This is a genomic window from Taibaiella lutea, from assembly GCF_008629695.1.
Classification (GTDB): Bacteria; Bacteroidota; Bacteroidia; order Chitinophagales; family Chitinophagaceae; genus Taibaiella; species Taibaiella lutea.
The window spans coordinates 436537-459879 of the sequence record NZ_VWSH01000004.1 but is presented as its reverse complement, the minus strand read 5'-3'; the positions used below and the strand labels follow the sequence as shown (position 1 = coordinate 459879).

The window sequence follows — 23343 nt, the reverse complement described above, 5'->3', positions numbered from 1 at the left end:
ATAGTAAAATGACTATACATTATAGTATGTTTACCTATATATTATAGTAGAGATGCCTATATCTGTATACAATCCTTATAGGTTTTTAAAACCTATAAGGATTAGTGAAGAATAAAAAATGCCTACTGAATAACAGATAACAACAACAAAATTTCAATCAATAACATTAAAATTAAAAACAACAACAATGTCAACTAACACAAATTGGGCCATAGACCCTGCACACAGCGAAATCGGATTTAAAGTTAAACACATGATGTTTACAAACGTATCCGGAAAATTCAACAATTTCAGTGCCGAAATCACAACAAATGACGACGATTTCGGTACGGCGAATATAAATTTTGAAGCTGCTGTCGATTCCATTTCTACCGGTAATACCGACCGTGACAACCATCTTTTAAGCCCCGATTTTTTTGACGCAGCACAATTTTCTAAAATTCAGTTCAAAGGGACTTCTTTCACAAAAGTGGATGAAGGCGATTATAAACTGGTAGGTGATTTGACAATGCATGGTGTTACAAAACCTGTTACGCTGGATGTTGAATACGGCGGGCTTATGAAAGATCCCTGGGGTAATATCAAAGCAGGGTTCAGCATTACCGGCAAAATCACCCGTAAAGAATGGGGATTGGCTTACAACGCAGTGCTGGATAACGGAGGCATATTATTGAGCGAAGAGGTGAAATTGAATATAGAAGTGCAATTAGTAAAACAATCATAATAATAAAACAGGCAATCTTCATTATTAAAAGATTGCCTGTTCTTTTATCAGATAAAGCAAAAAGCTTTTATCTGTTTTCATCTTTAATAACCGGCGGAATGGAAAAGATAAAAATCCTTTATGTAGGAAAGCACAAAGATATTTTAGAAACGGTGGTGAGACTTATTAATAACCACGAAAACTGGTTTGGCAAAGGTACCGATACTATTGATGAAGCAAAAGATGAGCTTGGTAATACCAAATATGAAATCGTATTGCTTGGCTGCGGCATCGAACCGGAAGGTGAGCAGGATTTGCGGTCTTATATTGAAAACCGTTTCCCTCAGGTTACTATTGTACAACATTACGGTGGCGGCAGCGGGCTGCTTTCCGGCGAAATCATGGAAGCTTTAAACCATGCTTCCCCGTTGATGAACTAATCTTCTCATTGTGAAGTTAATATCTTTATTTTAACATAGCGGAAGCAACCGCATGCCTTATCTTTATGCCATTATTAACCAAAATAATTTCATAAAGCAATGAAAAGAATTGCCGCATTATGCACCATGTTGATGGCTGCCTTCATGATGAATGTTTCAGCTCAGGAAGCAAAGAAAGAACCACCAAAAAGTCCATTAACCTCTGCAAAAAATAGTTTTGCATCTGTGTCTTACAGCCAGCCTTCCAAAAGAGGCCGCGTTATATTCGGCGAGTTAGTGCCTTATGGCCAGGTATGGAGAACGGGCGCTAACAAATCTACCGATGTCACATTCAGCACTGACGTGATTTTTGCAGGTAAAGAGGTTAAGAAAGGTACTTATGCCCTTTTTACTATTCCTGAAGAAAATGAATGGACTGTAATATTGAATAGCGTTCCTGCACAAAAAGGCGCATTTGAATACGATCAGAACAAAGACAAAAACGTATTGGACGTAAAAGAACCTGTTGCGAAACTGAATAAAGAGGTTGAAAAATTCACTATCAGTTTTGAAAAAGATTTTATGGTTTTCACATGGGATAAGACACAAGTGAAAGTGCCTCTAAAGAAAAAATAACCTTTTCTCTTTTAATAATAAAAACCCGCAAACCAATAAAGGTTTGCGGGTTTTTATTATGGATATGTCTTTATTATCAGCTGCCAAGTATGCTGATTTTCTCCTCTATTTCCTTCAGTAAAAACTTAACATCCGTAAGTACGTGTTCAATTTTCTTCTTGTTTACAAATTCCGGCGTATTGTGTGTTTCAATTTCCAGTTTCCTCAATTGCATGCCCAGTTCTTTTGAGCCAATCTGCGAAGTACGGCCTGAAAGCCTGTGCAGCAACAGGCTCAGTTCAGATGTATCACCGGAAAGACACGTTTCGACTGACAGCATATCTTCTGCCGTATCTGTTTTGTATTGCTGTAATATGCTTATCAGATCGTCCTTGTTTCCTGAAAGCATGTTTTCCAAAGCTGTTGTGTTCAGGAACCTGAAAGGTTGCCTGGTATTTGTAATCGGTGCATTAGCCGTACTCACATGAAACAGAGACATTAAATCCGATTCCTTAAAAGGCTTTAATAGAATGTCATTAAAGCCATGCGCCAGTATTTCAGCTCTTTCTTCGGGTAATGCCTGTGCGGTCAGTGCTATTACTTTTACAGAGGTTCCGTATTTCTTTCTGATATTGTCGAATAGCTGAATGCCATTCATACCCGGCATTCTTATATCTACCAGGATGATGTCAGGCATTTCTCCGGCATCATAATTCATCAGGGCTTCTGCCGAATGGAAAGCTGTATAGCGAATGCCATGCTTTTTTAATATATCCGAACAAAGTTGCAATATGAGGTTATCATCATCCACCAGCCATACATTACCACTGTAAGCGGACTGCGGCAATGCGACGCTGTCAGTGATTGCAACAGGATTCACTGCCTTATCATAAGCAATCCGGAATGTAAAACAAGCGCCTTTATCCGGTTCACTTTCAACTTCAATATGTCCGCCCTGGCCTTCTACCAGGGCTTTTACAATACTTAATCCGAGGCCGGTTCCTTTATACCGTTGCTCAAAAGGCAGGTTTATCTGTTCAAATTGTTCAAAGATTTTATCCTGCATATCAAACGGAATGCCAATGCCGGTATCCTGAACTTTGAAGATATAATTTTCTTTATTCCCGGTTATCTGATGTTGTACATCTAACGATACATAACCTTTGTCGGTAAATTTAATGGCATTACCTACAAGGTTCAGTAAAATCTGCTTCAGCCTGTGCGCGTCGCCGTTAATCTGATTTTCAGTTATCTGATTACATTTTAACTCAATGCCTTTTTTATTTGCCTGAAAGCTTAAGATGCTTATTACATCCGATACAGTCTGCCTGATCTCAAAATCCTTTTTCTCAAAAATGAATTTACCCGAATTGATGCTGTCATAATCCAGTATTTCATTAATGACATGCAACAGATGTTTGGATGAATGTTGAATGGCATCAATATAATTTTTATCAGGTTGCTGCTGTTCATTTATCTGTTCCGAATATCCGATAATAGACTGCAGCGGCGTCCTTATTTCATGGCTCATGTTGGATAAGAAACGCTGGCGGGAAAGGCTGTGAAACTCCGCTTCTTCTTTGGCACGTTCCAGCAGCTGCCTGTATTTATTGCTTTTAGTAACATCTGTCAGCATCAAAACAAAAAGTATGGCGGCAAATAAAAAGAAAGCAGCAATAATAACATAGATGCGTATGCTGCTCCGGTTAATGCTCTCCTCCGCCTGTGAATTTGTTAATCCGGTCTGATGAATAATATCTTTTTGTACTTCTGAAAGCAGGCTTGTGATTTTGTTGTTGAACGAATTTTCAAACGCAGCAAGCTCTGTTTCTCTGTTGAAAAAACGTTTGCGCCTGATGTTTTGTTCCTTTTCAATATCACTTATAATCTGTTGTACCTCCGCCGAAATTTCATCTTTCTTTAAATGGATAATGGTGTCAGTTTGCACATTAGTTTCACGTTGGATAATCTGCTGCATTTTTTCAGGCTCTTTCTTTGCTGCGCCGAATAATTTCCTGAAAAACCCTTTCTTTTCGCTCTCTCTGTTAACCGCAACCGAATCAATTCTGGTCGTAGTGTTTTTTTGTTCATTAATGAATACAACGCTATCTACTTTTGCTCTTTGGACAGAAATAATAGAATCCAGCAGTTTGGTTTGTTTGAAGATATTATTGTTGCTTTTCAATGCGCGCCTGAACTCTACGTAGTTAAGCAATAGCTGCTCCCTGATGTCCAGAAATTTGCTGATGGAATCAATAAGCTTAACCTGATAATAGTTGTCGTGACACAGCAGACGCAGCGAATCCGAAAACAATTTCATGTTTTCAGAATGTGTTATAAATGACTTGAACGACTGGTCGTTAATGACCAGGTTACGGAACGATTTTTCCGATTCGTTCATCTCGAGAAAAATGCCGTTTACCGCTATCAGTTTACGGCCCGGGTTGGAAAGGTTTTCAACGGATTCGTGAATTTCTCCGAAAGCCATTTTATTTACGACATAGGAACCAATCAGTGCAATAAGACTAATCAAAAATGCAACTATAATTTTTCCCCTTATGGAGTTGATGAAACTCTTATCCTGCATCGGCTTTATTACTGTTGGTTATTCCGGTTTAAAACATAAGCCAACCGGAATTGTTTTATGTTGTACTTCAAAAATAAAGGGAATAGCGCAATTCGGCTGTTTTGTTTTTATTGAAATTGATAATCTTTTGCCAAATTGGCAATTGTGGAGATTAAATTTCCTTAATTAACTTCCATACGGCTTCATTGAAATGCTCTTTGTCGATACCGGTTATTTTTTTTAAAGCTTCAAAATAGTTTTCATTGTCTTTTTCCTTTTTACCGCAACTAAGTAGTGTTATTACGGCATCAAAGCCTTTTTCTTTTTCAATTTTACGCACGAACAAAGCATTTATCATATAATCCACATTTAATGGCGCATTCTTTTCTTTGTTGAATACAACACTTTCATTATACAATTTAAGCCAGTCTGCATTTGGGTTAGAGGCAATAAACGTTTTAAACCTTGTCGTTATTTCAGCCCATGTCAAACCCCAGCTACCGCCACCATACCAATAAGCAGTGCCTTCATCGACAGGCCTGTTAATACTGTCGGTAGAGACAACATGATGCAATCTGTCATGCCAGAGATCATGCGGATCAAAATTTGTAAAATCAGAAGTCAACATACCATTTATACTTATACTGGTGTTATTTTCTGTTGCGCTAATCGTATTGCGTCTGAAGCCGTTGTAATCTGATTTGTAATCGATTCCCAATAATTGCAGCACTTCATGGAAATTATCTGCACAATAAAACTCCAGAGGTTTCTTTGGTGCCTGAAGTTTCCGGTCATAAGTTGCTATTGTATTAAAATACTTTTCGGCATTTGCAGTATTCAATGTATTCTTATAAAACACGGTTGCATTACCAAGTTTTACTTGCTTCCATGATATGGTATTTTGCTTTAGCGGGCTGCTGAAATAAAACTTCCCTGCTCTTTTCTTTGCCAGAAGCGTAAAGCTTGCACGGAGATCGGCATTATTATCTTTAATGCCGATGTATGACAGCTGGATAATGAAATCTGTATCAGTCATTGCCACGACATTATTCAGGTAAGGTTTATAGAAATGCTCCTCTTTTAATGCTTCATTCATTTCTATGTCTTTCATTTCGTCCAGAAGTGCGGATGTTTCCAATAAATCTGTAGCAGATACAAAAGCATTGTCTTTGTTGGCTTTCGGGACTTGTAAAAGAAATGACTGCAGAGATGTCAATAGTTCGTTTTTCTCTGTAGTATCTCTTGGCAAATAAATATCCGGTAAAATGATTACATCATTTTTTTGTCCGGATGTGTTTTGAACAGCAAAAAAAGCTGTGAAAATAATAATGCATAGAAATTTTAATTGCATAATGTTGATTTTAAGGAGTCAGATATTGTATTACCGGTTACAGCTGAAGAAGGTCGCTGTATTCCTGTAAAAATAAATAAAGACATATTCCTTTCTATAAATCAGACATTTATTTATAGTTAATAACAGTTAGGTAAGATTTTAGAAGATTGCGTACTGTTCAGACCAATTCAAATCATCGGGTAGATTGCTGCTGCTATATTCAATATGAATCACCCGTCGTTTCCTGTCATTGGTTGTTTTTCCTGAAGCGTGTAATAATAATGGTTTCATCAGCATAATGCCTCCTTCAGGAACATTGCAAATAGTTTCCGTTTCAATATTCCGATCAATGGTTTCAGGCCTGTAAAGCCCCTTCGCATGTGAGTGGGGAATAACTTTTAGCGCACCATTGTTTTCATCAGTATCATCAAGGTGAATACGCATTGTAAAATTACCTTGTAATAATTCCAACGGTGGTTGCACCGCAAACTGGTTTTGCTTAGTAGTCCAGGGACCAAAGCCGGGGATCTCCGATTTCCTGTCAACAGAAATAGTAAGATCCTGATGATATGCGACAAACCAATTGGATTGGCCCGGTTTATCAAAGTATATAGATTTGACAACAAAATATTTATTACCGAATACCTCTGAAATAAAATTTTTGAGTTTATCGTTGAAAATCTTTCCGGTTACTTCGGGTATTTCTTTTAGAAATTGCCTTATGGCAAAAAGATCTTTTGCTTTTCTGAATGTTGGCCGCGTTGTGTCGGCATTCGTTATTACTGAAAGTATTTGTGCCGTTTCTTCTTTTGTAAAGAAATCAGGTATAACAGCGAATCCTTCCTGTTCAAGTATAGCTTTTAAATCTCCATGTTTACTCATGTGTCTTAATCAACTTGCTTCTTAGTTTCATAAATGGCCTTTCTATGAGGCGGTTCAACATAATTGCTCCTGCAATACAAGCCAAAGTGCAAGTTATAAAAATAAGGTTTGCATTCAGGTTATAACTTTCCAGCAATTGCTGTGTAATATGCACAACACCTTTATGCGATAAATACAGTGCATAGGAAAGCGTTGCTATCCATGTAGTTGTTTTTGATTGCCATTTGTATAAAAAGAAGGAAGGGCTGATGGCACCTGTAAGCATACTTCCATATCCGATAGCTATTAATGGAAACCCAAATACAGAAGCATGAAATGTTTGCTGGTCTTCACAGAGGAAGTAAGCGCCTGTTAATATGACTAAGCTTAAAAGAATAAATGCATTACCATACTTGGAAATGCTGCTCCAGAAATGCGGGCGGAATTTATAGACAGCAGCGATGAAAACACCGGTCAGTAGCCCGTCCAGACGATTGTAAGTAGGGTAGTAGATATATTTGTACCAGTACATCCAATGGTTATCCTGTTTTAAGTTTGGTGCATACAGAATGTCGTAACTGTACCATCTGACAAAAAAGCCTGCTATGAATAAGGCTGCCAATAACCAGTAAGAACTCCGGAATTTTTTCAGTAATAACAACAAGCCCAGCATAACAGGTAGCAGGAGGTAAAAATGTTCTTCCACACACAGTGACCATGCATGCGAAAAAGTTCCTGTTTTGCTTATGTCAAGGTTTAAGTTCTGAGTAAAAGTCAGGAATTTCCATAAAGGCGGTAAAGCTTCTTTCTCATGAAAAATAGGGAAGCAAAAATAAATAGCTATTACGAACCAATAAGCAGGTAATATTCTTAAAAATCTTTTTATAAAGAAAGCGCCGAAAGCAATGCTGTTTTCCTTTTTTATCTGGGAAAATAATTGTGAGGAAATCAAAAAGCCACTTAGTACAAAGAACAGATCAACGCCTGTCCAGCCGAAACGGGCTATGGAAAAGAGCCATTCCGGTTGTCCTTCGCTTAATATGCTGTAGTGAAAGATAAAAACGAATACTATTGCCAATGTCCTTAAATGATCAAGGCCATATAATCTGGTGGGTGTATCAGGGTTCAAAGTGTGGGATCTTTAGCCGGTGAAAATGTTTACTGCAATTGTTTCCATTCTTCTTTTGTGATCCTGAAAATATTTACAAGATAACTGCTGTTAAACATTGTTTGCTTATCTATTTTCATGCCGTTTTTAACTGCAACATTTGCGGAATTTGCATTTTCGGTGTGGATTATTGAAATCAGGCTATCGGCAAGATTATTATGGAATGCATAGTCCCTGCAATATTTTGCAGCTTCAAAAGCATATCCTTTTTTCCGGTGTTGCGGCATAATGGAATAGCCAATCTCAAGTTCCTTAACATCATCAACAGTCTGAATCAGTAAACCGCATTTGCCCACAAGCTCGCCTGAAGTTTTGTCAATTAGTATATTCAGGCAACCCATTTCATTTTTATACCGGTTAAATACTCTTTCAAACCATATTCTGCATTTTTCTTTCGGATCCTCAATACCATCGGCAAACCAGAAATATTGAAGCGAACCTGGATCCTCACAAAATCGAAGCCAGGTATTGAAATCATCCTGTTGAACATTTCTGAATATAAGTCTTGTGGTTTCCTGTCCTTCCAGTATTAGTTTTGAATGAAGTGCTTGCATTGTTTAAAATGTATATGGCGGTTTTGTGTCAACTTTAGATTAAATAATTCTATTGCTCGTAGTGAATTACTTCTTCAATAGTCCTGAATACCGGCCGGCCTTTCGATAGTATTAAATCACGTTCCATATTAGCACCCTTACTTTCTGCCAATAATAATAAAGCATCACAGGCTCCGATAACTGCAAGGGAAATATCCATGATATGCTTATACCTGTCTCCGCCACTTGCTTTTTCGATAACAGGTAATGCCGCATTCATTCCAATGACCGGAATATGACCAAGCTCCAGAAGTCTTGCTGCTGCAATATTCATTGTGTCAAGATTCTTTTGTCTTTGTGCTTCTGTTTCGGCGGAATATGGGCCCGCGACTCCGATTATCATTATAAATTAATTGAGAAAATTGAAAAATTGCTTGCATTATGCCGTGTTTTTAAAAACAAAATGGCGCTGATTAAAGATAGAATATAATCCCGGATTTTTTTTTGAAAAAAATGTTTACAGAACTACATGTTTTTGTTTGTTGTATGTTACAATCTGGTGCTATCTTTGGTAGGATCTACGATTAACCAATTAACCAGATTTTTAATTTAAAGTATTCATGAAGTACACATTACGCTTTCTTCTTTTTTTGCTTACGGGATTAGCATTGGAACAGAATACCCATGCTGCCTATGTACCCCTTACAGTAACCGCCGGATATACTACTGATGTAATAGCAAATGGAATAGGTACCGGCTTGGTTACAACAACAGGTGATTGCGATGCATTTAATGATGCCTATGTAAGTAACGGCTGGCAACAAACATCCTCCTCAACTCCCTGTACAACAGGATTGCCTGCAAATGGAATTGTTAATAGTGCAGCTACCACGGGGCTTACTTTTCAACTCGGTGATTATTCTGCAAATAATGATTTAAGAATTGCTACTAATAATGCTCCCGCTACACTTACTTTTCAAACCGCAATGGCAGCTCAAACAGTATATATTTGTGCTATTACAGGAAACGGGAGCAGCACAATGACTGCTCAGATTAATTTCACAGATGGTACCAACCAGACACAAACAGGAATTATTGTGGATGATTGGTTTGGCGGAGCAAATGTAGCGCTGACAGGCTTTCAACGAATTGATCGCGGTACCAATATTTTAAGTAGTGCTGTTAATGGCCCTAACCTGTATCAATACAGTATTGCTATAAATACTGCCAATCAGACAAAGTTGATACAAAGCATACAGTTTACAAGGACTGTTGGTGCAAATGTAGTTTTAAATATTTTTGCCGTAAGCATAAATCAGCCTGCTGTTACAGTAACCTGTGCCGCTCCTACTGCGCTTCAGGCAAACAGTATTACCACAACAACTGCAAGCCTGGACTGGACACAAACAGGTACACCAAGTCAATGGCAGATAAAATACGGCGCTCCGGGTTTTCCTGTAGCTACCGGCGGCACTTCTATCTATACATCAACCAAGCCTTATACTTTAAATCCCCCTTTGACCACAGCTACTTCTTATGATTACTATGTGCGCGCCATTTGCGCCGTGGGGGATACGAGCGCATGGTCTGTAGTTAAGAATTTCACGACTGCCTGTAATGCGCCATCCGTAGTTTCAAAGAAGGACAGTTTCCATTGCGGTACAGGCCCCGTAATACTTGAAGCAACCACAACTTCCGGAGCATCCATCAAATGGTATCCGGCAGCAACAGGAGGAACGGCTTTGGCTACAGGCAACTCTTTCACCACACCTTCCATCAGCGTAACGACTACTTATTATATCTCAGCTATTTCAGGAACCTGTGAAAGCACGCCACGGCAGGCAGTAGTAGCAACCATCAGGCCTATACCAACGGTTAACCTTGGCCCTGATACCACGCTTTGTCCGGGTGTTTCGCTTACGCTGAATGCAGGTAATGCAGGCGGAAGCTATCTCTGGTCGCCGGGCGGACAAACCACACAAACTATCAGCACTAATGCAGTCGGACAGTATATTGTAAACGTTACCGTAAACGGATGCTCGAAGAGGGACACTATTTTGATTATACCGGGTATTGCACCTGTAAACAACCTTCCTGATACAACTAATTTGTGTGCAGGAAATGAAACGACCCTGAATGCAGCAAACACGGGAAGCACATTTGTATGGACACCGGGTGGAGCTACCACACAGACGCTTAATGTAGACACCGGTGGCACACGTTCTGTTGTTATCACCAGTACCAACCATTGCAAGCTTACCAGCAGTACTTATGTAAAAATGCGTCCCCTGCCTGTGGATAACCTTGGCAACGATACCACCATCTGCGAATCGGTTGTACTGATACTGGATGCTGGCAACCCGGGTTACAGTTATTTATGGAACACAGGTGCTACTACGCAAACTATCAGCACGGCAGATTCGGGCAGCTATGTAGTTGTGGTAACCACACCTTATTCCTGCAAAAACACGGACAGCACGCATATTGCTTTCCTTCCTTCCCCAAGGACAGAGGGTTTCAGCTTTATACCGAGGTTCTATGATGAACTGGGCAAGGTAGAATTCTATCCCCTGAACCCTACAAACGTAAATTCATTTGAATGGGATTTCGGCGATGGCTCGCCATTGGTGACAGCCATGAACCCTGTGCATGTATTTGCAGCATCGGGCCATTACAATGTAACATTGAAGGTATATAACGACTGTACGGATTTTTCGCTCAGCCAGGTAATTAATGTTGATCTTCCGACAGGAACTGCAACCATCAATAAAAATAATTTCAGCCTGAATATTTATCCGAACCCTGCAAAATCAGTATTGAACATCAGCAATAAAGATGCGGATTATGAAATGCAGGATGTAATGCTCTTTAATGCTGTTGGTGCTATGGTTTATCACCAAAGAGCAGATTCAAAAGCCATGCATCAGTTGTCTGTCGAAAGCCTGAGTTCCGGCGTGTACTTTGTAAGGGTACTTACCAATAAAGGTTTTGTGAACCAGCAGGTACAGGTGGTAAAGTAAGATAATCTCAAATGTGGTTTAAAAAGGCGATTTCAGAAATGAAATCGCCTTTTTTGTGTAAAAAATGATTTTACCCAACATGAAAATTTTAATACCTGTCTTTTTCATATCGGAATTTAGATTATAATAACATTTGAAAATCTGAATTTAGATATTATCTTTAAGCGAAAGATTTAACCATTTTTTAATTACAAGATTAACCATTAACCACAAAATTTAACTGGATGAAAAAGATTTACGCTCTTCTTTTGTTGTTCTTCGTGATGATTGCATCATCGTACACGCAGGCTCAAACTTATTGTACCCCGTCTGGGGCTGGTGATACCTGGTCTATTCTTAGTGTTTCGACAACAGGAGGTACAACAAATATTTCAAACCTTTCGAGTGGATATTCCACTAATGGTTATGGTGACTTTACAACGATGAATGTAACAGCTGCTGCAGGTGGTAGTTTTACAATGACGGCTGTTGCCGGTGCACTGACAAGCTTTACCTATAAATGGGCTGTTTGGATAGATTATAATAATGATGGAGATTTTGATGATGCTAATGAAACAGCATATTCTTATCTGTTATCTACAGGGATCAATACAATGACAGCCACGATTACCGTTTGGTCTGGCTCAACATCCGGTAATAAGAGAATGCGGGTAAGAAATCTCCGCGATTATAATACAAACACACTGGTACCTTGCGGAGCATTACCGGGTAACGAGACGGAAGATTACACTTTAATCGTTTCTTCAAGTGCAACCTGTGCGGCGCCTACGACTCCTACTGCTACCAGTATTACCAATACCAGTGCTTCTTTAAACTGGGCACAAACAGGTACGCCAATAAATTATCAGATTAAATATGGTGCTACCGGCTTTAATGTAAATACAGCAGGCACCTCTATATTTACGCCAACCAAACCTTATACACTCAATCCTCCTTTAACTCCCGGCACTTCTTATGATTATTATGTAAGGGCCATTTGCGCTGCAGGAGATACCAGTTTATGGTCGCCGGTTACAAATTTTACTACTACTATCTGTGCGGCACCGACTGCTCCGACCGCTACAAGCATTACGGCAACAACGGCATCTCTGAACTGGACACAAACAGGTACGCCAATTAATTATCAGATTAAATATGGTGCTCCGGGCTTCAATGTCAATACAGCGGGTACTTCCATTTTTACACCAACCAAGCCATATACATTAAACCCGCCTTTAACGGCTGTTACTTCTTATTCCTTTTATGTAAGAGCAATTTGCTCGGCAGGAGATACAAGTGCATGGTCACCTGTTGCAAATTTTACTACAACTTCGACTTGCCCGCCTCCTACCTCACCGACAGCTACAAGCATTACTTCGACATCTGCTTCTTTAAACTGGACGAATGCAGGCACTCCGCTTAACTATCAGATTAAATATGGTGCGGCGGGGTTCAATGTAAATACGGCGGGTACTTCTATTTTTACGACAACAAAGCCATACACATTAAATCCGCCTTTAACAGCTTTGACCTCTTATGATTATTATGTAAGAATCATCTGTTCGGCAGGAGATACGAGTTCATGGTCGCCTGTTACCAACTTTACAACTCTTTGTAGTGCACCATCCGTAGTTTCAAAGAAAGACAGCTTTCATTGCGGTACAGGCCCTGTAATACTTGAGGCAACCACGACTTCAGGAGCATCCATCAAATGGTATCCTGCTGCAACAGGAGGAACGGCTCTGGCTACAGGCAACTCTTTCACCACACCTTCCATCAGCGTAACGACTACTTATTATATCTCAGCCATTTCAGGAACCTGTGAAAGCACGCCACGGCAGGCAGTAGTAGCAACCATCAGGCCTATACCAACCGTTAACCTTGGCCCTGATACCACACTTTGTCCGGGTATTTCGCTTACGCTGAATGCAGGCAATGCAGGCGGAAGCTATCTCTGGTCGCCGGGCGGACAAACCACACAAACTATCAGCACCAATGCAGTCGGACAGTATATCGTAAACGTTACCGTAAACGGATGCTCGAAGAGGGACACTATTTTGATTATACCGGGCATTGCACCTGTAAACAACCTTCCTGATACAACTAATTTGTGTGCAGGAAATGAAACCACCCTGAATGCAGCAAACACGGGAAGCACATTTGTATGGACACCGGGCGGAGCTACCACACAGACGCTTAATGTAGACACCGGCGGCACACGTTCTGTTGTCATCACCAGTACCAACCATTGCAAGCTTACCAGCAGCACATATGTAAAAATGCGTCCCCTGCCTGTGGATAACCTTGGCAACGATACCACCATCTGCGAATCGGTTGTATTGGTACTCGATGCAGGCAATCCGGGTTACAGTTATTTATGGAATACAGGTGCAACAAGCCAGACTATTAATGCTTCCGATTCCGGAAAATATTTAGTGACAGTAACCACGCCATATTCCTGTGTAAATAAGGACAGCATGCACATTGCATTCTTACCGGAACCACGGACAGAAGGTTTCAGTTTCATCCCGAGGTTCTATGACGAGCTGGGCAAAGTGGAGTTCTATCCTTTGAACCCTACAAACGTAAATTCATTTGAATGGGATTTTGGCGACGGCTCGCCATTGGTAACAGCCATGAACCCGACGCATGTGTTTGCGGCATCGGACCATTACAATGTAACATTGAAGGTATATAATGATTGTACGGATTTCTCGCTCAGCCAGGTAATCAATGTTGACCTGACAACAGGAACAGCAAATATCAACAAAACCAATTTCAGTTTGAGTATCTATCCTAATCCTGCAAAATCAGTATTGAACATCAGCAATAAAAATGCAGATTATGAAATGCAGGACGTGATGCTCTTTAACGCTGTTGGTGCCATGGTTTATCATCAAAAGGCAGATTCAAAAGCCATGCACCAATTGTCTGTTGAAAGTTTCAGTTCAGGTGTATACTTTGTAAGAGTACTTACAGATAAAGGTTTTGTGAACCAGCAGATAGAAATAGTAAAATAAGAATTTTGAATTTGTATGTTATAAAATAAATAAAGGGAGCAATATTGCTCCCTTTATTTATGAAGTTTGCAGTTAGTCAAAAAAACATAATTTAGTGAAGTGCTTTTGTAACTAAATTACCAACATTCTAATACCTCTATCACCAATGCTACAAACTGAAAGGTTAAACATCAGAGAGCTGCAATCAGGCGATCTTCATAATATTCATGCACTTCATTCTTTACCTGAAACAGATGAGTTCAATACATTAGGAATTCCCGAAAATTTACAGGTAACGGAAGAATTATTAAATAACTGGCTGGCGGAAAAATATCCTGAACCGAGAAGTCAGTATGTATTTTGTATTGAACTGAATGAAAGCAATCGGTTCATAGGACTTATTGCGATTAATAAGGGAAGACCGAAACTCAGAAGGGCAGAAGTCTGGTTCAAAATACATAAAGATTATTGGAACAGAGGTTATACTACAGAAGCATTGATAAAAATACTGGAATTTGGTTTTAATCATTTGCATCTTCACCGGATTGAAGCAGGGTGTGCTGTTGAAAATATAGCTTCTGCGAGGGTAATCGAGAAAGCAGGTATGATACGTGAAGGAATGTGCAGAAAGGACTTGCCGATAAGAGGCATGTGGAAAGACAGTTACAGCTATGCCATTTTAGAAGAAGAGTTTAACAAAAATATAATCAAAAATGAGGATTGAAAAAGCAAATCCTTCTCAATTAAAAGAGATTTTCAGAATTTTCATTGAATGTAAACTTTCAATGGAGTTGGCGCATATTTTTCAATGGACGGACAATTATCCTACTATTCATCATATTTCAGGAGATATCGGAAACGGCTATCTGCATAGCCTCAACCATAATGGAAAAAGCCTCGGAGTAATCAATATTAGTGATATAGAGGAGCCTGAATACAATAAAATTCCCTGGTCAGATAAGGAAGGGAAATCTTTGGTTATCCACCGCCTTGCTGTTCATCCCAACAACCAGAAACAGGGATTGGCGCGCATGTTGATGGACTTTGCCGAGAACTATGCAAAGGAGAATGGTTATACTTCTGTAAAGCTGGATGCTTACAGCGGCAATGAAAGAGTATTGCGTTTTTATGAGAACAGAGGGTATGAAAAAAGAGGGGAAGTGAATTTTACCGGAAGAACTTTGCCATTTCATTGTTATGAATTGACACTAAATGTATAGGATACTTTGGCGAAAGCTGTAGTACTTGTCAGTTTGTTCGTTGTATATACTTAATCCAATTTCCGTAATGAATGGTTTGAATTGTGTCGTCGTTGTCAAAAAACGGTACAAGCTCCTCATTTAACCAATCTTCAACTTGTTCATAAGTTGTTTCTTTGCTTTCAACAGCCGCAATAATATTACTCTGTGTAGTAAAATATAAAACAAGTTGTTTCTTGGTTAGTCTTACAGCATTCTTAAAATTTTCTTCTCCGATGAAGCTTAGATGCTTTGAGATAAGATTTTCATTTGTCCAGGCATAGGCATCATTGCGGGGCGGTGAAGGGAATTTTTTCAGATAAATATCGGGAAACCAATGCGTAAAATTATCATTGCCAATCATCTCGGAAATAAAATGATTTTCATAAAGCACAAGCCAGGATTTACTTTTTAAGAGCCGGCTTGCTTCGATAAGAAATTTGTCAATGTCAAACCAATGAATACCTGAACTTACTGTGATTAAATCAAAGCTGTTATCTGCAAAAGGTTGTTGTTCAGCGGGTGCAATTGCATAGGTAATTTTGTCGGACTGCAATGCAAGCTTAAGCATTTCCGGAGAGAGATCCGTTCCGTAAACATTAGTTGCTATCTCTAAAAGCGCTTTGGTTGAAAGCCCGGTGCCGCATGCAATGTCTAATGCGCTATTAAGTTTTTTATCAAGATGCAGATAATCTTTGATATGCATGATGGTATTGCTATGGAAATCGGGGCGGCCATTTGCATAACGTTCTGCAGCTGTCTTTGGATTAAAGTAGTTCATTTTATCAGCTGTCTTTATTCCCGCTATTCTTTTCCCCTTTGAAAATCCAGGCAACACCGAATTTGTCGGTGAATTGTCCGTAAGTTCCGAACGGCATATCATGTAATTCAATAAAAGTCCTTTTATCTTTATCCGCGCCTTCGGAAAGCTTATCAAAAATTGTTTTTAATTCATCATAAACAGTGCCGACAACAAATATGCTGAAAGTATTACCTTGTTTAGGTTCAAGTGTTGGAGACGCCATCCAGTCTGTGGCTGAAAAATTGATAGCGCCGCTTTTGAGTTGCGCATTGATGATCCTGTTATGTTTCTCCGGGGGAAGCTGATCTTTCATGGGCGTATCGCCAAGCTTTGTCAAAGTAAGTTCTCCACCAAGGCATTCCTGATAAAAAGTCATTGCCTCGGCGCAATTGCCGTCAAATAAAAGAAATGGTGTACAGTATAACATTTGTTTTCCGTTTTATTGTTTCAAAATTTCCTTAACTGATCTGTGAGGCCGGTGTTTGTTCTTCCGTATTCAGTAAAATGATTGAATGTGTCATTGCAACATGGTAACCTAAAAAATAAAACGCAACTAATACAACTCCCAAAAAACTTTCTATTAAATAATGATTGTCTTCTGAAAACGGAAGCAAAATCAGGTCAAATATATGTCCACGTACGAATAGCGAACATTCATAAGCAAATTCATTAAACATCCATAAACTTGTAAAAAGATAAAGCATGTTTTTGAAATTTAACTTACCTGCATGTCCCGTCAAAACTATATAGTTGGTAATAGAGAATATAATCAACGGAATATAAACCCTTAACATGAATAACATTCCATGCAGCCATTTGGTTGAAGGTGAACCACCGTAATTTTTTATTGATAAACTATCTAACCTGAATAAAAAATAGTCTGCAACTATACAGATTAACATAGCTGCCAATAAATATCCTAAGGCTTTTCCGCTAATGTTTTTGAGAAAGTGTGAAAAATTAAAATCATTTATAGCCGTTTTGTTTCTTTCCAGTTTTACCAAGGATATAGAAAATATTGAAACAAAGAAGATAAATACGGTTTTTGACAGGTCAACAATACTATAAGTATCCGCAACGCTATAACGGACAAAAAAATAACTCAGTAAGCTGATTGTTTTCTTAGCGTTTGTTTCATCAAAAATGCTGAAATGAAAGAGCAGTGCAATGAAAAGAAAAGTGATTAATGTAAAGATGATTGTTGTTCCATTGGTTTTTAAATAGTACTTCTTATAAGTATCTACAAAATCCGTCAATTGGACTTTTAAATATTGTGTAAATGTCATAATCAGGTTTGACAATAATAGCCGACAATATAAGGATTCACAAGATCGTCAATGTATCTCAATTTCAGGATATCATTACAACAGCATTTATCTATTGTCTATTTCCCGGTTGACGTTGATATGTTTTTGAGCTTATATCCTTTTACGGCAAAGTAAAGTATATACAGGTAGCAGGGGATCATTATCACATAGCCCAGTTGTTTTGAACCCATTTGTTCTGCAAGCTTTGCATACAATGGCGGCAATACCGCACCTCCCACAATACACATCACCAATAATGCGCCTCCTAATTTGGTGAACTTACCGACACCGGTCAATGCTAAAGGCCATATAGCAGGCCACATAACAGAATTGGTAAACCCTAATAAAGCAAAACAAACCACAGCGGGAATCCCTTTTGTAAACATAGAAAGTAATACCATCAACATGCTTAACAGGGTCGCTATAATTAATGCTTTTCTTTGATCAATAATTGCCGGAATGGCAAATATGCTGAAAACATAACCCGCCAAAAGACCATAACCGGTATAAGTCGCAAAATGTTTTGCCGTATCAAGCGAATAGCCCAAAGCCTCCCCGAAACCTGCAAATGTATCATAACTGATTACCTCTACACCTACATAAAAGAAAATGGCCAAAGCCCCTAAAAGCATGTGCGGATAACTCCAGATAGTCTTTTGTTTTATCTCAGCAATTTCTTCAACAACATTTTCTTCATCTTTGATTTCAGGCAAATGAATGAAATACAAAATAATAGCCAATGCTGCCAATACAATTGCAATAATGGTATAAGGCCCGATAACTTTTGACGCTAATGCATTCAATTCAATATTTTTTTCAGCAGGGCTTAAAGTCAATAATTTTGCTTTCAACGCATCCACATTATTAAGTGTAATGCTTCCTAAAACATACACGGCCAATATGCCTGCTACTTTATTGCAGATGCCCATAATGCTGATGCGGCTTGCTGCGCTTTCAATCGGACCCAAAACAGTGACATAAGGATTGGAAGCTGTTTGCAGTAAAGCAAGCCCGGTGCCAATGATAAACAACCCGGTCAGAAACAAAGCATAATTACGGTCTTTGGCGGCAGGAATAAACAACAAAGCACCCAAAGCCATTATCAGCAAGCCCAATGACATACCTTTTTTAAATCCTGTAGCTTTCAATACAAAAGAAGAGGGGACAGACATTACAAAATAAGCCGCAAAGAAAGCGCTTGCCACATAATAAGATTGTGTGTCACTCAACTGGCAGGCGATCTTCAGATAAGGTATCAATTGACTGTTGCTCCAGGTAATGAAACCGAAAATGAAAAATAAACATCCGATGAGGAAAAGCGCAAATCCGTAACTTTTATTTTTTGTATTATTGTCTCCCATAAAGATTCTTATATCAGGCATTAAACTTAAAGCCTTTTTTCAAATAACCAACATGCAGCCCAAAAAATTTTCAATAGGAATAGATATAGGTGGTACCAATACAACCAGTGGCATTGTTAACCGTCATGGCGAAATATTGGTTGAGGAGCATATAAAAACTGCAGATTATGCTACGCCGGCTCATTTTGTAAAGGCTATTAAAGCATGTCTCGAATCGCATATCAACCATTTTGGCCGGGATGAAATAAAGGGAATCGGTGCGGGCGCGCCCAATGCAAATTATTATACCGGCGAAATACAGCCTGCGCCCAATCTGCCATGGAAGGAAGTTATTCCTTTGCGTCAATTGCTTGAAGATGCTTTCGACCTTCCTGCAACCATTACCAATGATGCGAATGCTTCGGCAATAGGAGAAATGACCTACGGTGCAGCAAAAGGCATGAAGAATTTCATTATGATAACGCTGGGTACCGGTCTGGGTAGCGGTTTTGTGGCCAACGGACAACTGATATACGGACACGATGGCTTTGCAGGCGAATTAGGACATGTAATAGCAGTGCGTGACGGCAGATTGTGTAATTGCGGGAGACGGGGTTGTCTGGAACGCTATTCTTCAGCTACAGGAATTGTGCTTACCGCTCATGAAATGCTTGAAGCCTCAACAGAAGATGAAAGCACAATGCCGGAGAACTGGTTATTGCCAATCTATAAAGGAGGAGCGGAAATTACTTCAAGTGGCATTCATAAAGCAGCGTTGGAGGGAGATCCAACCGCAACTGCTATATTTGATTTTACAGGAAGAATATTAGGCCAGACATTGGCAGATGCAGTAGCTTATACCAGTCCGCAAGCCATTATTTTATTTGGCGGCCTTGCAAAAGCAGGCGATTTTATATTGGAGCCAACTAAAAAATACATGGAAGAGAACTTATTAAGCATCTATAAAAATAAAATTGACATTATTCCTTCCGGCTTATCTGAAAGAGATGCAGCTATTTTAGGTGCAGCAGCCTTGGCCTGGGAATAATATTTCAGGAGATTTCGTGAAAAAAGAATAAGATACACAATAGGCAATCTACCCTTTTTGTCAAATTTACATGTCAGGAGGATGCGCCCAAGCGCTTGATTTCTCAGCCGGACGTTCCGGGAAGGTTCCCAAGTACTTGATTCATCAGCCGAATGTCCCGGGAAGGCTCTCAAGTACTTGGTTTATTAGCCGGACGTCCCGGGAAGGTTCTCAAGTGCTTGGTTTATCCGCCGGACTTTCGGGGAAGGTTCCCAGGTACTTGATTTGTCAGCCGGACGTTTGGGAGGCGCTCAAGTACTTGGGTTGCCAACGCGGAAATAGAGACAGCATCATTTAACCTTTGAAACAATGTCTTGTGTTAATCTTTGAGAGAAATGAAACTTTCCTTAAAAATTGCTGTTAAATACTGAAACAAACAGCAAAATCATGGGAAATAATAACCAAAAGGGTGATAACCAACTGCATAAAAACGAAGTAGATAGAAAAACGCAACATCTTGCAGGAGAAGAAATTGAACGTATGCCGGCCTCAGACGATGATTACAGATTGCCGCGCGATTTGCCCGAACCTGAATCAAAAGAATACAAAGATGAAAATGAATTAGCAGCAGAACAAGATGAGGCAGATGAATTAATTGATGGAACTACTGATATTTCACCTCAGGAAATTGCATTACTGGAAGAAGCAGGTACAGATATGGATAGCGATGAAGCAATAGGTTCTGATTTACTGGATGAAACAGACGAAGATGGCGAGCCTTTGAATGAAAGTTCAGGCCAGGATGTGTTTTTCGATATGGGAGAAGATTTGGACATGCCAAATAATGTCAACAATCCTGACATTGATCAGGAAGACGAAGAATTTTAATTTAGCTCAAACATAAAAGCAAAAGCTACCTGATTTCAGGTAGCTTTTGCTTTTATGTTTGAAGGATATTATCGTGCTATCCAGCCTGAAGGATCAACCGGAACAGAACTGTTTCCTACAATTTTCCATATCTGGAAGTTCACCATATTGTCACCTTCGTCGTTCCTGCCTGCACGGCCAATAACTTGTTTTGCTGAAACTTTATCGCCTGCACGCACATTAGCGCCTGAAAGGTTATTGTAAATGGTGAAATATTCCCCGTGATTAATCATAATAACAGTGCCGCTGATAGTCGTAACTGCCTGAACTGTACCGGAGAACACCGCTCTTACTGAAGCCCCCGGGTCCGTTGTGATATCAATACCATTGTTGTCAATCGTTACATTCGGAAAAAGCGGATGCGGATGCTTGCCGAAATAACTTGAGATAAATCCTTTTTCCACAGGCCAGGGTAAACGTCCTTTGCTTGCCGCAAAACTATTCGATAAGTTCTGAACCTCAGGCGTTAAACTCAATTTATAGGAAGGCCTTTCCGGCTCCTGAACATTAACCGTTGCCGGCGGCTTTGCAGCCGGAGCAGGATTGTTATTGTTGCTATTCGGTTTGGAAGACGGCGGATTATTTGTTGCAGTTGCTCCGGAACCCGTATTAAGTGTTACACCACCTGATTGATAACCACCACTATTGGAACTGTTATTTGAAGTTGCTGTTCTTCTTCTTGCTTCTTCGTCCGCACGCTTTTTAGCAAGCGCTTCATCTGCTGCTTTTTTTCTTGCTTCCTCAAGGGCCTTTTTACGTGCTGCTTCAATTTCCTTGCGTATCAGGTCTTTAATGGAAGCTTCCAGTTTTCTTGCCGTACGTTGATTTGACTGAATCTGAGTCATTAACTCTTTCTCACGTCCACGAAGCTCGGTTACTACCTGGTTGGTTTGTTGTGTTTCAGACTGAATCTGATTTTTCTGTACTTCTTCAACCTGCAGCAATTTACCTTTCTCATTTTTCTGAGCATTCAGCACACTAATTTGATTGGTAAGTTTGCCTTGTGTAACCCGTATTTTTTCGGCCTGCTCTTTCCTGTAGTCCCTGTATTTGCGCAGGTATTGCATTCTTCTGATGGCATCATTGAAATCTTTTGCCGAAAAAAGAAATGCAATCATATTTTGGTTGACCCTGTGCTTATAAGCATAACGTATAGATTGCGCATAAGCCATTTTCAATGTTGCAAGATTGTTATTCAGTGTTTGAATTTCAGTAGCCGACATAGTAATATTTCCGTTAATCTTGTCCAGTTCTGAATTGATGTTACCAATCAGCTTTTGACGTGCTTTTAGTTTTGCCATCAATGCATTCAACTGGCCCATCGTGGCCTTCTTATCTTTTTTCGTGGCTTCCAGCTGACTTTGCGTATTCGCAATTTCATCCAATAAATTGGTTCTGCGTTTTTCCAGATCGCTTCGGTTAGGCTGCTGTGCATTAGTAACAATACTAAGGCTCAGAAAGAAAATAATTAAAATGCTATATAGACGCATAGGCGAAATTCTAAATTCAGGATTGGCAAAGCTAATAAAATGAGTCCACATACATACACGATAAGCCTTAATGTTTATGTTTTATAAAATATAAAGATGCCGTATTTTATTATTTGTATAATAATCATTTATTTTCTTTTTCTTCAAATGAAACGGTTTGTTCTTTGCTATATTTGCGGAATATTCCTTTATTTTTCTATTCAATCTAATGAAAGTAGTCATTTTTGCCGGAGGCCGCGGCACACGTATATCTGAAGAATCTACCTTGCGTCCGAAACCTATGATAGAAATAGGCGGGAAACCGATATTATGGCATATTATGAAGATTTATGCAGCGTATGGTCATACAGAATTCATCATTTGCCTGGGTTATAAAGGCTGGATTATTAAAGAATATTTTGCCAATTACTTTTTGCATAATGCTGATTTGACGGTTGATTTAGCTAATAATACCACAGAGATTCACCAAAACAATGCAGAGCCTTTTAAAATTTCATTAATAGATACGGGCCTGGATACAATGACTGCCGGAAGATTGAAACGTGTATTGCCATATACTAATAATGAGCCGTTCATGTTGACTTACGGCGATGGTGTAAGTGATGTTGATATTAATGCTTTACTGGATTTTCACAAACAATCGGGAAAAGTCTGCACAATGACGGCTATACAGGCCACAAGTCGTTTTGGTGTCATTAAAATGCAGGAAGACGGGACAATAGATTCTTTTGAAGAAAAACCGGAAGAAAGCGGGACATGGATTAATGGCGGTTTTTTTGTGTTGAATCCTGAAATAAAAAATTATCTGAACGGTGACATGGATCCTGTTATGTGGGAACGCGATCCAATGGATGCTTTAGCTGCCGATAGCCAGATTGCTGCATATAAGCATCATTCATTCTGGAAGGCTATGGATACATTGAGGGAAAAAGAAGAATTGGAAGAGATGTGGGTAAAAGGTGCGGCATGGAAAAAATGGTAGTTTTATAATCAAAAACCAATAAACCGGGGATTTA

General features: G+C 39.4%; 21 protein-coding genes. 10 read left to right on the top strand and 11 right to left on the bottom strand.

Features of this window, described 5'->3' with window-relative positions; translation table 11 throughout:
• Window positions 1–187: 187 nt before the first annotated feature.
• From F0919_RS16855 to F0919_RS16845, 3 genes are all read left to right on the top strand, one after another.
• Complete coding sequence (locus F0919_RS16855; protein WP_150033959.1) at window positions 188–724, top strand: YceI family protein; 537 nt, start codon at window positions 188–190, stop codon at window positions 722–724.
• Window positions 725–822: 98 nt separating this feature from the next.
• Window positions 823–1143: a hypothetical protein gene (locus F0919_RS16850; protein ID WP_150033958.1), complete on the top strand. Its 321-nt coding sequence runs from the start codon at window positions 823–825 to the stop codon at window positions 1141–1143.
• Window positions 1144–1242: 99 nt separating this feature from the next.
• Window positions 1243–1758 carry a DUF2911 domain-containing protein gene (locus tag F0919_RS16845; protein ID WP_235903539.1) on the top strand — a complete coding sequence of 172 codons (516 nt, stop codon included), beginning with the start codon at window positions 1243–1245 and terminating at the stop codon, window positions 1756–1758.
• Window positions 1759–1834: 76 nt separating this feature from the next.
• Here F0919_RS16845 and F0919_RS16840 read toward each other — a convergent pair whose 3' ends face one another.
• The 6 genes from F0919_RS16840 to F0919_RS16815 all read right to left on the bottom strand — a co-directional run bounded on the left by F0919_RS16840 (window position 1835) and on the right by F0919_RS16815 (window position 8601).
• Complete coding sequence (locus F0919_RS16840) at window positions 1835–4324, bottom strand: hybrid sensor histidine kinase/response regulator (protein WP_150033957.1); 2490 nt, start codon at window positions 4322–4324, stop codon at window positions 1835–1837.
• Window positions 4325–4475: 151 nt separating this feature from the next.
• Entirely contained in the window at window positions 4476–5654 is a 1179-nt protein-coding gene (locus F0919_RS16835) for a hypothetical protein (protein ID WP_150033956.1), read from the bottom strand.
• A gap of 141 nt (window positions 5655–5795) precedes the next feature.
• Window positions 5796–6518, bottom strand: coding sequence for a phytanoyl-CoA dioxygenase family protein (locus F0919_RS16830; RefSeq protein ID WP_150033955.1), 723 nt, complete (start codon window positions 6516–6518; stop codon window positions 5796–5798).
• Complete coding sequence (locus F0919_RS16825; protein ID WP_150033954.1) at window positions 6511–7626, bottom strand: acyltransferase family protein; 1116 nt, start codon at window positions 7624–7626, stop codon at window positions 6511–6513. Before F0919_RS16825 ends, F0919_RS16830 begins: the two co-directional genes overlap by 8 nt.
• A gap of 29 nt (window positions 7627–7655) precedes the next feature.
• Window positions 7656–8219 (bottom strand): GNAT family N-acetyltransferase, encoded by a 564-nt coding sequence (locus tag F0919_RS16820; RefSeq protein WP_150033953.1) that lies wholly within the window; start codon window positions 8217–8219, stop codon window positions 7656–7658.
• Window positions 8220–8268: 49 nt separating this feature from the next.
• On the bottom strand, window positions 8269–8601 hold the full coding sequence (locus F0919_RS16815; protein WP_150033952.1) for a DUF4406 domain-containing protein: 333 nt from the start codon (window positions 8599–8601) through the stop codon (window positions 8269–8271).
• Window positions 8602–8818: 217 nt separating this feature from the next.
• On the opposite strand from F0919_RS16815, the gene F0919_RS16810 reads away from it, so the two are divergent.
• From F0919_RS16810 to F0919_RS16795, 4 genes are all read left to right on the top strand, one after another.
• The gene (locus F0919_RS16810; protein WP_150033951.1) at window positions 8819–11218 is read left to right on the top strand and encodes an Ig-like domain-containing protein; all 2400 of its coding nucleotides are present in this window, start codon (window positions 8819–8821) and stop codon (window positions 11216–11218) included.
• Window positions 11219–11442: 224 nt separating this feature from the next.
• A complete protein-coding gene (locus F0919_RS16805; protein WP_150033950.1) occupies window positions 11443–14217 on the top strand; it encodes a fibronectin type III domain-containing protein in 2775 nt (924 codons plus the stop codon).
• A 145-nt stretch (window positions 14218–14362) separates the two neighbouring features.
• Window positions 14363–14920, top strand: coding sequence for a GNAT family N-acetyltransferase (locus tag F0919_RS16800; protein ID WP_150033949.1), 558 nt, complete (start codon window positions 14363–14365; stop codon window positions 14918–14920).
• The gene (locus F0919_RS16795; RefSeq protein ID WP_150033948.1) at window positions 14910–15416 is read left to right on the top strand and encodes a GNAT family N-acetyltransferase; all 507 of its coding nucleotides are present in this window, start codon (window positions 14910–14912) and stop codon (window positions 15414–15416) included. The genes F0919_RS16800 and F0919_RS16795 overlap by 11 nt, the downstream gene beginning before the upstream one ends.
• Before the next feature lie 28 nt (window positions 15417–15444).
• Here the strand turns inward: F0919_RS16795 and F0919_RS16790 are convergent, their stop codons facing one another.
• The 4 genes from F0919_RS16790 to F0919_RS16775 all read right to left on the bottom strand — a co-directional run bounded on the left by F0919_RS16790 (window position 15445) and on the right by F0919_RS16775 (window position 18925).
• Complete coding sequence (locus F0919_RS16790; RefSeq protein WP_190277421.1) at window positions 15445–16215, bottom strand: class I SAM-dependent methyltransferase; 771 nt, start codon at window positions 16213–16215, stop codon at window positions 15445–15447.
• 4 nt (window positions 16216–16219) lie between these two features.
• The gene (locus F0919_RS16785) at window positions 16220–16663 is read right to left on the bottom strand and encodes a VOC family protein (protein ID WP_150033946.1); all 444 of its coding nucleotides are present in this window, start codon (window positions 16661–16663) and stop codon (window positions 16220–16222) included.
• A gap of 31 nt (window positions 16664–16694) precedes the next feature.
• Window positions 16695–17522 (bottom strand): hypothetical protein, encoded by an 828-nt coding sequence (locus tag F0919_RS16780; RefSeq protein ID WP_150033945.1) that lies wholly within the window; start codon window positions 17520–17522, stop codon window positions 16695–16697.
• Window positions 17523–17620: 98 nt separating this feature from the next.
• Window positions 17621–18925, bottom strand: coding sequence for a sugar MFS transporter (locus tag F0919_RS16775; RefSeq protein ID WP_235903538.1), 1305 nt, complete (start codon window positions 18923–18925; stop codon window positions 17621–17623).
• A 31-nt stretch (window positions 18926–18956) separates the two neighbouring features.
• Between F0919_RS16775 and F0919_RS16770 the strand changes: the two genes are divergently transcribed.
• Together F0919_RS16770 and F0919_RS16765 are read left to right on the top strand one after the other, a co-directional pair.
• Window positions 18957–19931 carry an ROK family protein gene (locus F0919_RS16770; RefSeq protein ID WP_150033944.1) on the top strand — a complete coding sequence of 325 codons (975 nt, stop codon included), beginning with the start codon at window positions 18957–18959 and terminating at the stop codon, window positions 19929–19931.
• A 426-nt stretch (window positions 19932–20357) separates the two neighbouring features.
• Entirely contained in the window at window positions 20358–20798 is a 441-nt protein-coding gene (locus F0919_RS16765; protein ID WP_150033943.1) for a hypothetical protein, read from the top strand.
• 68 nt (window positions 20799–20866) lie between these two features.
• Here the strand turns inward: F0919_RS16765 and F0919_RS16760 are convergent, their stop codons facing one another.
• On the bottom strand, window positions 20867–22378 hold the full coding sequence (locus tag F0919_RS16760; RefSeq protein WP_150033942.1) for a murein hydrolase activator EnvC family protein: 1512 nt from the start codon (window positions 22376–22378) through the stop codon (window positions 20867–20869).
• A 157-nt stretch (window positions 22379–22535) separates the two neighbouring features.
• Here F0919_RS16760 and rfbF point away from each other — a divergent pair, with 157 nt between their 5' ends.
• Window positions 22536–23309, top strand: a complete 774-nt coding sequence (rfbF, locus tag F0919_RS16755; RefSeq protein ID WP_150033941.1) for a glucose-1-phosphate cytidylyltransferase — start codon at window positions 22536–22538, stop codon at window positions 23307–23309.
• Window positions 23310–23343: the final 34 nt, after the last annotated feature.

What these genes read in the sequence shown, in the direction of transcription:
- F0919_RS16845 (WP_235903539.1), top strand. Translation starts at nt 1,243, where the DNA reads ATGAAAAGAATTGCCGCATTATGCACCATGTTGATGGCTGCCTTCATG.
- F0919_RS16765 (WP_150033943.1), top strand. Translation starts at nt 20,358, where the DNA reads ATGGGAAATAATAACCAAAAGGGTGATAACCAACTGCATAAAAACGAA.
- F0919_RS16770 (WP_150033944.1), top strand. Translation starts at nt 18,957, where the DNA reads ATGCAGCCCAAAAAATTTTCAATAGGAATAGATATAGGTGGTACCAAT.
- F0919_RS16855 (WP_150033959.1), top strand. Translation starts at nt 188, where the DNA reads ATGTCAACTAACACAAATTGGGCCATAGACCCTGCACACAGCGAAATC.
- F0919_RS16810 (WP_150033951.1), top strand. Translation starts at nt 8,819, where the DNA reads ATGAAGTACACATTACGCTTTCTTCTTTTTTTGCTTACGGGATTAGCA.
- rfbF (WP_150033941.1), top strand. Translation starts at nt 22,536, where the DNA reads ATGAAAGTAGTCATTTTTGCCGGAGGCCGCGGCACACGTATATCTGAA.
- F0919_RS16775 (WP_235903538.1), bottom strand. Translation starts at nt 18,925, where the DNA reads ATGCCTGATATAAGAATCTTTATGGGAGACAATAATACAAAAAATAAA.
- F0919_RS16830 (WP_150033955.1), bottom strand. Translation starts at nt 6,518, where the DNA reads ATGAGTAAACATGGAGATTTAAAAGCTATACTTGAACAGGAAGGATTC.
- F0919_RS16840 (WP_150033957.1), bottom strand. Translation starts at nt 4,324, where the DNA reads ATGCAGGATAAGAGTTTCATCAACTCCATAAGGGGAAAAATTATAGTT.
- F0919_RS16805 (WP_150033950.1), top strand. Translation starts at nt 11,443, where the DNA reads ATGAAAAAGATTTACGCTCTTCTTTTGTTGTTCTTCGTGATGATTGCA.
- F0919_RS16790 (WP_190277421.1), bottom strand. Translation starts at nt 16,215, where the DNA reads ATGAACTACTTTAATCCAAAGACAGCTGCAGAACGTTATGCAAATGGC.
- F0919_RS16785 (WP_150033946.1), bottom strand. Translation starts at nt 16,663, where the DNA reads ATGTTATACTGTACACCATTTCTTTTATTTGACGGCAATTGCGCCGAG.
- F0919_RS16780 (WP_150033945.1), bottom strand. Translation starts at nt 17,522, where the DNA reads ATGACATTTACACAATATTTAAAAGTCCAATTGACGGATTTTGTAGAT.
- F0919_RS16820 (WP_150033953.1), bottom strand. Translation starts at nt 8,219, where the DNA reads ATGCAAGCACTTCATTCAAAACTAATACTGGAAGGACAGGAAACCACA.
- F0919_RS16850 (WP_150033958.1), top strand. Translation starts at nt 823, where the DNA reads ATGGAAAAGATAAAAATCCTTTATGTAGGAAAGCACAAAGATATTTTA.
- F0919_RS16760 (WP_150033942.1), bottom strand. Translation starts at nt 22,378, where the DNA reads ATGTGGACTCATTTTATTAGCTTTGCCAATCCTGAATTTAGAATTTCG.
- F0919_RS16835 (WP_150033956.1), bottom strand. Translation starts at nt 5,654, where the DNA reads ATGCAATTAAAATTTCTATGCATTATTATTTTCACAGCTTTTTTTGCT.
- F0919_RS16815 (WP_150033952.1), bottom strand. Translation starts at nt 8,601, where the DNA reads ATGATAATCGGAGTCGCGGGCCCATATTCCGCCGAAACAGAAGCACAA.
- F0919_RS16795 (WP_150033948.1), top strand. Translation starts at nt 14,910, where the DNA reads ATGAGGATTGAAAAAGCAAATCCTTCTCAATTAAAAGAGATTTTCAGA.
- F0919_RS16800 (WP_150033949.1), top strand. Translation starts at nt 14,363, where the DNA reads ATGCTACAAACTGAAAGGTTAAACATCAGAGAGCTGCAATCAGGCGAT.